This window comes from Bacillus sp. FJAT-27245, assembly GCF_001273955.1.
Taxonomy (GTDB): Bacteria; Bacillota; Bacilli; order Bacillales; family Cytobacillaceae; genus Bacillus_D.
This window is the reverse complement of the sequence record NZ_LIGI01000001.1, coordinates 4,013,838-4,023,733: the sequence shown is the minus strand read 5'-3', so window position 1 is coordinate 4,023,733 and position 9,896 is coordinate 4,013,838. Positions and strand designations below refer to the sequence as shown.

Genomic DNA, 9,896 nt, shown 5'->3' with positions numbered 1-9,896 from the left:
GTCAATACCGTCGAGCCGTTGATCAATTCCATCAAACCGTTGGTCAATACCGTCGAGCCGCTGATCAACTCCATCAAACCGCTGGTCCATTCCATCGAACCGTTTTTCCATTTGTTCAAACTGCTTGCCCATTAATTCGAACTGATTATCGATTTTTCCCATAAACTCTCTTAATAATTCTTCCATCTTTTCACCTCCTTTTTGTCAGTATACCACAAATTTTTCACCTTCAAAGCCTGGAGATAAATGTGGAAATCTGCTGATTTATCAACAAAAAACAGTGGATAACCGCCTTATCCACAACAGTTCAATCCCTCTTTCTAAAGTTATTCACAAAAAGTCTTGAAGGAGAGGCGAAGATACGGATTATCAACAGGTTTTTGCTGAAAAACGTCTAACCTTATCCACAGGTATGGTGAAATATTTTTATGTAAATTTGCGTGGTCTCCAGGTGAATGCTATACTCTTGCTTTGGTATGGGTATATTTTTCATAAAACGAATCTTCCATCAGTGATATTTTTTCAAATCACAACGCCTAAGAAATGTGGATAAATCGAATAACGAGAAGGAGTGCGTCCTCTTGGGAAAACGCAAAAAGGCCTCGCTTGTTGAAACGCGTGCTGAAAAGGTGCTTGAATATATTTATATCCTGATTGGATCCGCTATTGTCGCGCTATCGTTTAATTTATTCCTGCTGCCAAACAGGATTGCCTCAGGCGGGGTTAGCGGGATTTCAACGATTCTGGATGCGGTACTTGGCTGGGAGCCGGCATATGTACAGTGGTCGCTTAATATCCCGTTATTTATAGCGGGGGTCATTTTGCTTGGCAGGAATTTTGGCATTAAAACGCTAGTCGGGACGATTTTCCTTCCGTTTGTTGTCCTTGCCTCCGGGCATCTTGAGCCGTGGACGAATGATCCGCTCCTGGGTGCGCTATTTGGTGGAGTGGGGGTAGGGCTTGGCCTTGGAATTGTTTTTCGAGGGAGGGCTTCAACTGGCGGCACCGATCTGGCAGCGCAAATCATTAATAAATATACAGGGCTTACACTTGGCCGCTGCGTGGCGTTGATTGATGGCTTGATTGTGCTGTCCGCTGCGATTGTATTTGATATTGAACGGGGACTGTATGCATTGATTGGCCTGTATGTGACAAGCAAAACAATCGATCTTGTCCAGGTTGGTTTCGGCCGTTCAAAAATGGCAATGATTATTACCGATAAACAAGCTGAAGTCCAGGAAGGAATCCTGAATAAGATTAACCGTGGTGTAACGAGATTATCGGCACATGGCGGTTTTACTGATTCCGAGAAGCCCGTCATTATGTGCGTCGTCGACCAAACAGAGTTCACAAAGTTGAAACAATTGGTCAAAAGCATTGATCCGTCAGCATTTGTGATTGTAATGGATGCGGCGGAGGTTCTTGGAGAGGGTTTCAAACGGGACTAGTATTGGTATAATTATGTATGGTTTAATAACTTTGCTAAAGGGGTTATTTGGATGAATAAAAAACTACTTGCCTTGCTCATGGGGGCATCAATGGTAATGGCTGCATGCGGAGGCGGCGGAGACAAGGATTCCGCTTCAGAAGTAAATCCTGAAAAGCTTTATAACCAGAAATGTTCAGGTTGCCATGGCGGTGACCTGAAAGGCGGAACTGGTCCGGATTTAAGCAAAATCGGGGCTGCGCTTTCCAAAGATGAAATTCAGAAAATCATTGAAGAAGGAAAAGGCGGCATGCCTAGTGGCCTATATAAAGGTGAGGAAGCATCCAAGGTTGCCGAGTGGCTTGCCGAGAAAAAATAATGATAGAAAGCGTCCTGTCAATTGGCGGGGCGTTTTTTATATTAAAATAAAGATTCACTTGGCTCGGCCTATTAAACAGCAGTTCCTATTTAACTGAAAATTCGAATATTTATAGTCATCGTTTCTTTTAATAAAAAATTTTGAAACAAGTTTGCAATAAAGACTTCGTAATGAAAAGATATTGAAGAAAAACTTTTTTCCTGCAAAAGCCTCCTCGCCTTGCATACCACCAATAATTAGCAATTTATTTTACTATTTTCAAAGAGAGTAATTAATGATATATTCGCCAATAGAGGGTATATTTGCCATATTTCGACGCACTTGAAAAGAAACTGTAATATTTGAACCCCTTTTTTTACGAGTTTTCAGTGTTATAATGGGTTTGGGTTATTAAACACATTGGTTTTTTGTCAAAAATGCGAGAATAGTGTCCAACTAGATCAGTCAACAAGCAAGTAGTTGTCGACAAAACAAATTAGGTGATTGTTTCCATGATAGAAATGCAAAATGTTTATAAAAAGTATCCGAATGGCGTTACGGCTGTAAGCGGCATTGAAGTCCGGATCAACCAGGGAGAGTTCGTTTACGTGGTTGGGCCGAGCGGGGCCGGGAAGTCAACGTTCATTAAAATGATGTACCGCGAGGAAGTACCTACATCCGGGACAATCCTTATAAATGGTGTAAATATCGCAAAGCTTAAATCGAAAAGGGTACCAATTTTCCGGCGCAATCTTGGAGTGGTCTTTCAGGATTTCAAGCTGCTTCCAATGAAGACGGTTTATGAAAATGTCGCCTTTGCGCTCGAGGTAATTGAAGAACATCCAAAGTACATTAAGAAAAGGGTTATGGAGGTGCTCGACCTCGTCAACCTTAAACATAAAGCCAGGATGATGCCGAATGAACTTTCAGGCGGCGAACAGCAGCGTGTGTCAATCGCCCGCTCGATCGTCAACTCCCCAAAAGTTGTGATTGCAGATGAGCCGACCGGGAACCTGGACCCGGATACATCATGGGAAATCATGAAAATATTCGAGGAAATCAACACGCGCGGCACGACGATTGTCATGGCGACCCATAACCGGGAAATCGTCAATACAATCAGGCACCGTGTCATTGCGATAGAAGAAGGCAGAATTGTCCGTGATGAGCTAAAGGGGGACTACGGCTATGAAGCTTAGAACCCTGGGACGCCATACACGCGAAAGCTTGAAAAGCATTGGAAGGAACGGGTGGATGACGTTCGCGTCAGTCGGCGCGGTCACTGTCACGCTCATTCTTGTCGGTGTCTTTTTCATTATTATGATGAATCTTAACAAGGTGGCGGAGACCATCGAGGAGGACGTGGAAATTCGCGTACACATCGATACTACCGCCAATAAGGACCAACAGGCAGCATTGAGGAAAAAAATTGAGGCACTTCCGGAAGTCGGCAGTATTAGATACTCATCAAAGGAAGAGGAACTGCAGATTTTAATCAAAAATCTTGGTGAATCGTACAAACTTTTTGAGCAGGACAATCCTTTGAACGATGTATTGATCGTCAAAACGAAAAATCCTGAAGATACGATGAGGGCCGCGGAAAAAATCAAGAGAATGGATTTTGCCTATAAAGTGCAATACGGGCAGGAGAGCGTTGAAAGGCTGTTCAAATTCATCGCCGCGAGCCGGAATGTCGGCCTCGCGCTGATAGCCGGGCTATTCTTCACGGCCGTGTTCCTCATTTCAAACACAATTAAAATAACGATTATTGCAAGAAGAAGAGAAATCCAGATTATGAGATTGGTAGGGGCAACAAATGCCTTCATCCGCTGGCCATTCTTCCTTGAAGGGTTGTGGCTGGGGATTCTCGGATCGGCCGTCCCAGTCGTCCTGATTTCAATGGCGTACTATCAGGCTTACAGTTATATCGATCCATTGCTTGAAGGCCATTTTATTCAAATCCTTCCGTTTGACCCATTCATGTACCAGGTATCAGGACTGCTTATCCTAATGGGTGCGTTTATTGGAATTTGGGGAAGCATGATGTCGGTCAGGAAGTTTCTTAGGATTTAAAATAGTTGTTTTTTTAGGCAGGATTACGGAAACAAGGTTCAGGAATATAGACCGCAGCTTACGGAACAAAGTTTCAAGAATTTCGAACGCAGGCTTACAGGACAGAGGGTACCAAAAATAGAGACGATTTACCTGTACATGGGTTGCAGTGGAAAGGAGAAATCGGGAATTGAGAAGATCAGCCATGGCGCTTGCCGCGTCCATCGTGGTAGGCATAGGGAGTATATTTGGGGGTTCGATCATTCACACAGAAGCTTCAAAACTATCGAACTTGGAAAATCAGAAAACAGAAATTCAGAAAAACCGCTCAGAAGTGAACTCGCATATCAATGAAGCGGACGAGAAAATCAAAAAGCTCCAGTCCGAGCAGCAAAAAGTCAATGCGGAAATCGAGAGGCTGGACACCGCAATTAGCGATACAAACAAGAAGATTCGTGAAAAAACACAGGATATCAATGAAACACAAATGGAAATTAAAAAGCTCCAGGGGGAAATCAAGGTTCTCGAGGAGCGGATTGCGAAGCGGAATGAGCTTCTTAAGGACCGCGCCCGTAACTTCCAGGAAAATGGCGGAATGGTCAGCTACATGGATGTTTTAATGGGTGCGACAAGCTTCAGTGATTTCGTCGACCGGGCAACCGCGGTTGCGACAATTATGGAGGCGGACAAGGACATCCTGGAACAGCACAAGGCTGATATGGAAGAACTTGAGCAAAAAAAGCAAAAAGTTGAGAGAGACCTTGCAAAGCTTCAACAGATGCTCGCCGAACTTGAAACGATGAACAAGCAACTCAGCTCACAGCGTGCCGCAAAGGACAAGCTGATGAAAGAGCTAGTGAAACAGGAAGAGGAAGAGCATGACCATAAAATGGAGCTGCAGGAGAAAAATAAAATCCTGAAAGCCCAGGAAGCTGCAATGGCAAAGGCCATCCAGCTTGAAAAAGACCGGATTGCACAGGAAGCTGAACGCGCACGCCGTGAAGCTGAAGCCCGTGCCGCTGCCGCACGTGCTGCAGCTGCGCGAGCAGCAGCCCAAAAGGCGAATAGCGGCGGGGGAGTTTCACATGAATCTCCTTCTGCACCAGTGGAAGCCCCTCCGGTTACGTCTGGAAAATTCATGAAGCCGACGACTGGTGTCAATACATCTGGATTTGGCGCCCGCTGGGGAACGTTCCACTATGGCGTTGACTGGGCAAACAGGGCATCGAATGTCCCTGTTGTCGCCGCGGCAAGCGGAGTTGTTATAAAGTCCTATTATTCAAGCAGCTATGGCAATGTCGTTTTCGTTGCCCACTATATTGATGGACAAACGTATACAACCGTCTATGCTCATATGGATATGCGCGGGGTCGAGGATGGAGCGGTTGTCTCTAAAGGACAATTCCTTGGCTATATGGGAAATACCGGCCATTCGACAGGGAAACATCTTCATTTTGAACTTCACAAAGGCGAATGGAATGACAGCAAATCAAACGCAGTCAATCCGTTTGCGTATGGCGTGCCGCGCTAAGCACGCACTGACAATTCCATTATGCAAGGGTAAAGAGCGGAGGAAGTATGGCTTCCCCGCTCTTTTTTTGCACCCGGCTTTTGTCAATCATGATGTCGGAAGCCGGGCCTTCATTCTATTTATTTCCTTTTTGTGAATCAGGGAAACTAGTCCTTTTTTCGTGTTTTCGGTTATAAGCCGCCATATTTCCTTTTTTGCCGAAAAAGAAAAAGGTGTTTGCGATGCACTGAATGAAGGCAGGGCAGTTGTGTGCAGGCTTTTCTAATGAAGTGCGTGCCTGTGGCATAGGTGGTGTGTGCAGGGCTTTGAGTGAAGGAGTGCCAGATGGCATGGGCCCATTTTTCCAAAAGCAGCTTAATCATAACTCGTCCAGGCCGGCATATATGTATAGTAACGGGCATCGCTTGTATGGCGGTGCTTTTTTACAAAAATGGCGTGGGATGTTGGGAGTGAGGGCATGAGGCGGAAGTGGATGGCGCTGTTGGTGGCGGGTGCGCTCGCGGCGGGGTCCGGAGGGACGTTTGCCGGGATGAAGTGGGCGGAGTCGCGGGCCGAGGGGTTTGCTGTTGATGCGGCAGCTGTTCCGAAGAAGGGGAAGGAACGGCCGACGGATTCGGTGCTGCTTGATAAGGTGGACCAGGCGTACGAGTTGATTGTGAGCCAGTATGTGGAGAAAGTGGAGCGCGAGGAGCTTGTTGAGGGTGCGATTCAGGGGATGCTGGCTTCGCTTGATGATCCTTATTCGGTTTATATGGACAAGGAGACGGCACGGCAATTCAATGAATCCTTGGAATCGTCGTTTGAGGGAATTGGGGCGGAGATTGGGATGGAGGACGGCAAAATCGTGATCGTGTCGCCTTTTAAAAATTCTCCGGCTGAAAAGGCGGGGTTGAAGCCGCATGACCGGATTCTTAAGGTAGACGGCAAAAGTGTTGAAGGACTTGATTTAATTCAGGTGACCGTGAAAATTCGCGGTAAGAAGGGGACGATTGTGCGTCTTGAGGTTGAACGGAAGAATGTAAAGGAGCCGATGACGGTTGAGGTAAAACGCGACCAAATCCCGATTGAGACGGTTTTTTCAAAGGTGAAGATGGTGAATGGGAAGCGGATCGGTGTAATCGAGATTTCTTCATTTGCCGAGGATACTGCGAAGGATTTTAATAAGCAGCTGAAGGCGCTCGAGGAGAATGGGATTACCGGGCTTGCAATCGATGTGCGCGGCAATCCGGGTGGTTTGCTTTTAAGTGTGGAGAAAATCCTTCAGGAATTTGTTGAAGGCGATAAGCCGTTTGTCCAGATTGAGAAGCGGAATGGGAAGCGTGAAAAATATTTTTCAACACTGAAGAAGGGGAAGCCGTATCCTGTGGCGGTTCTGGTTGATAAAGGAAGTGCTTCTGCATCGGAAATTCTTGCCGGGGCGCTTGCTGAGGCAAAAGGGTACCCGCTTGTCGGAGAGAAGACGTTTGGCAAAGGGACGGTGCAGCAGGCAATGCCGATGGGTGATGGCAGTAATATTAAGCTGACGCTTTTCAAATGGCTGACGCCTGACGGGAATTGGATTCACCGGAAAGGTATTAAGCCTGATGTGGAAGTTGCGCAGCCTAGTATTTTTGGGACGCATCCAATCCAGGTGGATGGCGCGCTTGAGGCGGATATGAACAATGAGCAGGTGAAGAACGCCCAAGTCATCCTTGAGGGGCTAGGGTATACGCCTGGGCGGACGGATGGTTATTTTAGTACGGGGACTGTGCGGTCGGTGAAGGCGTTCCAGCAGCAGGCCGGGTTGCAGCCGACTGGAAAAATTGACGGGAAGACAGCCATGGCGCTTGATGAAGCGAGGGTGGCGGAGACGAAGAAGGACAAAAACGACCTTCAGCTGCGGACGGCGCTACGGCTGTTGGCAAAATAGGTTGTGTGCTTGATGTAAGGGTATAGGGTGGACTTGGGCGGGGAGAAAAATCCCTGCCCTGTTTTTTTGAAGTGGAAAAAATGCCAAAAAGTGCATTAAAAATGCGAACTGGCACCGCCAGAATTTTCTTGTTTCATGCTAATTGTTTCACGAAAATTGGGGGGCTGCCTTGAACTGGAGAGAGAATTTGAGTGGGTATTGGGTTTGAAAAGTGGTTCGCTCGTCTTGTTGGTGATTATGAAAAGGTAGTAAGGATTTATGAACCTGTTTTTGGATTTATAAACCAAGTTTTGTCGAATATGAACCGAAAAAAGAATTTATGAACTGGAAGGGAGCTTTTATGAACCGTTTCGGGTGGTGGAGCCTATTTTTCGATATGGAACCGCTTGCTTGAGGACGTTCATTTTATAAAAACAAAAAAGAGCCCCAGGTTGGACTCCGGAATTAACGTTCGCAGGCAATGCCATCTTTGTCGCGGTCTTTTGATTTGTTCGCTTCGTATAGCTCTTTGGAGACAAATGGTTGGTAGCGCGTTTTCCCTCCTATGTTTTTAACTTTGGAGTCTTTTGCAACGCCGCCTTTGTAATCTTTGTTCAATTCTGTGCAATTGGCATATTTTTTTGCAGCGCCTTCTGCTATGGTCGCAGATCCGTAGGCTAGTCCAAAAAACAAAGCGGATGAAAGGATAATCTTCAAACCTTTTGCCAAATTACCAGCTCCTTAAGCTTTATTCCCTTTCATTTTACAATATGAAGATAGTGTAAACAACGGTCAATTGTAATAAAAGGAAGAAGTCCAAGGAATTACCACGGTGCATGGATTGAATATAGTTCCCTATTGTTGACCAACTTGTATATACAGGATATACTTAATGATGTAACCTGTATATACATGTTAGTCATATCCAAAATTATGAATCCGTTTGCTTGTATGTAGGAAACCTGATTAAATGCGATCCATCCTACTGATTCGCCGCCATCTGGGATAGGTACGGAAACTGCATGAAGGCAGGATTTATAATCGATAAAAAGAAAACGCTGTCATTCATTTATTTTTAGGAGGGGAAAAGAATGGATTTAAAAAGAACGGCTTCCGAAATTATTGAAGCAGTCGGAGGCAAAGAGAACATCGCTGCCGCAACCCATTGTGTCACACGGCTGCGTTTTGCGCTGAAGGACGAGAGCAAGGTAAATAAGGAAGAACTTGAAAAAATTGATCTTGTGAAGGGCTCGTTCTCAGCAAGCGGGCAGTACCAGGTGGTAATTGGCCAGGGAACTGTCGACAAGGTGTACAATGAACTCGCCTCGCAGGCGGGCATTGCCCACGCGAGCAAGCAGGAAATCAAAGACGCTGCGGCGCAAAACCTGAATCCTTTTCAGCGTGCGATCAAGACGTTGGCTGATATTTTTATCCCGATTTTGCCAGCGATTGTTACTGCGGGTTTATTGATGGGGATTAACAACGTCCTTACAGGGCAGGGGATATTTTATGAAGGAAAGTCATTTGTAGACGTTCACCCGAATTTCGGTGATTTCGCTTCCATTATCAACCTGATTGCCAATACGGCGTTCGTATTCCTGCCGGGATTGATTGGCTGGTCGGCGGTGACTAGGTTCGGCGGTAGTCCGCTGCTTGGAATCGTGCTCGGCTTGATGCTTGTCCACCCGGATCTTTTAAATGCCTGGGGCTGGGGAGCGGCGAAGGCTGAAGGAGATATTCCAACATGGAACCTGTTCGGGCTAGAGATCCAGAAGGTCGGCTACCAGGGACAGGTATTGCCGGTACTTGTTGCTTCGTATGTATTGGCGAGAATTGAACGCTTCCTGCGCAGCAAGATCGCAGATGCGTTCCAGCTGTTGCTTGTGGCGCCGATTGCGCTTTTGGTTACTGGTTTCCTTTCGTTTATCGTTATTGGTCCGATCACTTTTACAATCGGCCAATGGATTACAAATCTGTTCACTGGCATTTTTGATACGGTTCCGGCGATTGGAGGACTTGTTTATGGAGCCCTGTATGCGCCGCTTGTCGTAACCGGTATGCACCATACGTTCCTGCCGGTTGACCTGCAGCTGATTTCAAGCACAGGCGGAACATTCCTATGGCCAATCCTCGTTATGTCAAACGTTGCACAAGGGTCCGCGGCGCTTGCCATGATGTTCCTGCTGAAGGATGAGAAATTGAAAGGCTTGTCTGTAACTTCCGCGGTTTCCGCATATTTGGGAATTACCGAGCCGGCTATGTTCGGGGTGAACCTCCGTTTCCGCTTTGCCTTTATCTCCGCGATGATTGGCGCGGCGCTTGCCGGAATGTTCATTACCCTTAATAAAGTCATTGCACCATCGATTGGTGTAGGCGGCCTACCAGGCTTCCTGTCTATCGTTCCGCAAAAATGGGCGCCGTTTTTCATTGGCATGGCGATCTCCATCGTCGTACCACTCGCCCTAACCTACGTATGGGGAAAAACAAAAGCCCGTAAAGGCGAACTTGCTTAAAAACTGACCGTTGGAAGTTGAATAGCGATAAATTCATTCAAGTTAGATTGAACGTGTTAAATTGACGGTGCCAGGCACCAAACCTGGACGTTTTTCGTCCCACTTGGGTGCCAGGCGCCAAACCTGGA

Annotated in this window: 8 protein-coding genes and 1 pseudogene; 7 read left to right on the top strand and 2 right to left on the bottom strand. The window is 46.4% G+C overall.

Annotation, left to right across the window (positions count from 1 at the left end):
• Positions 1–186: pseudogene (locus ADU24_RS23420) on the bottom strand (hypothetical protein); the annotation flags it as partial.
• A 395-nt stretch (positions 187–581) separates the two neighbouring features.
• On the opposite strand from ADU24_RS23420, the gene ADU24_RS19870 reads away from it, so the two are divergent.
• The 6 genes from ADU24_RS19870 to ADU24_RS19845 all read left to right on the top strand — a co-directional run bounded on the left by ADU24_RS19870 (position 582) and on the right by ADU24_RS19845 (position 7,276).
• The gene (locus ADU24_RS19870) at positions 582–1,448 is read left to right on the top strand and encodes a YitT family protein (RefSeq protein WP_053368264.1); all 867 of its coding nucleotides are present in this window, start codon (positions 582–584) and stop codon (positions 1,446–1,448) included.
• A gap of 51 nt (positions 1,449–1,499) precedes the next feature.
• Positions 1,500–1,805, top strand: coding sequence for a cytochrome c551 (gene cccB / locus ADU24_RS19865; RefSeq protein ID WP_053368263.1), 306 nt, complete (start codon positions 1,500–1,502; stop codon positions 1,803–1,805).
• 491 nt (positions 1,806–2,296) lie between these two features.
• Positions 2,297–2,983, top strand: a complete 687-nt coding sequence (gene ftsE / locus ADU24_RS19860) for a cell division ATP-binding protein FtsE (RefSeq protein ID WP_053368262.1) — start codon at positions 2,297–2,299, stop codon at positions 2,981–2,983.
• The gene (gene ftsX, locus ADU24_RS19855; RefSeq protein WP_053368261.1) at positions 2,973–3,857 is read left to right on the top strand and encodes a permease-like cell division protein FtsX; all 885 of its coding nucleotides are present in this window, start codon (positions 2,973–2,975) and stop codon (positions 3,855–3,857) included. Before ftsE ends, ftsX begins: the two co-directional genes overlap by 11 nt.
• A gap of 169 nt (positions 3,858–4,026) precedes the next feature.
• A complete protein-coding gene (locus ADU24_RS19850) occupies positions 4,027–5,367 on the top strand; it encodes a murein hydrolase activator EnvC family protein (protein ID WP_053368260.1) in 1,341 nt (446 codons plus the stop codon).
• Between the two features lie 457 nt (positions 5,368–5,824).
• On the top strand, positions 5,825–7,276 hold the full coding sequence (locus tag ADU24_RS19845; RefSeq protein ID WP_053368259.1) for a S41 family peptidase: 1,452 nt from the start codon (positions 5,825–5,827) through the stop codon (positions 7,274–7,276).
• Positions 7,277–7,720: 444 nt separating this feature from the next.
• Here the strand turns inward: ADU24_RS19845 and ADU24_RS19840 are convergent, their stop codons facing one another.
• Positions 7,721–7,984: an excalibur calcium-binding domain-containing protein gene (locus ADU24_RS19840; protein WP_053368258.1), complete on the bottom strand. Its 264-nt coding sequence runs from the start codon at positions 7,982–7,984 to the stop codon at positions 7,721–7,723.
• Between the two features lie 362 nt (positions 7,985–8,346).
• Between ADU24_RS19840 and treP the strand changes: the two genes are divergently transcribed.
• Positions 8,347–9,768, top strand: a complete 1,422-nt coding sequence (gene treP, locus ADU24_RS19835; RefSeq protein ID WP_053368257.1) for a PTS system trehalose-specific EIIBC component — start codon at positions 8,347–8,349, stop codon at positions 9,766–9,768.
• Positions 9,769–9,896: the final 128 nt, after the last annotated feature.

Excerpts from the sequence above, each read along its gene's own strand:
- cccB (WP_053368263.1), top strand. The coding sequence starts at position 1,500 with ATGAATAAAAAACTACTTGCCTTGCTCATGGGGGCATCAATGGTAATG.
- ftsE (WP_053368262.1), top strand. The coding sequence starts at position 2,297 with ATGATAGAAATGCAAAATGTTTATAAAAAGTATCCGAATGGCGTTACG.
- ftsX (WP_053368261.1), top strand. The coding sequence starts at position 2,973 with ATGAAGCTTAGAACCCTGGGACGCCATACACGCGAAAGCTTGAAAAGC.
- ADU24_RS19845 (WP_053368259.1), top strand. The coding sequence starts at position 5,825 with ATGAGGCGGAAGTGGATGGCGCTGTTGGTGGCGGGTGCGCTCGCGGCG.
- treP (WP_053368257.1), top strand. The coding sequence starts at position 8,347 with ATGGATTTAAAAAGAACGGCTTCCGAAATTATTGAAGCAGTCGGAGGC.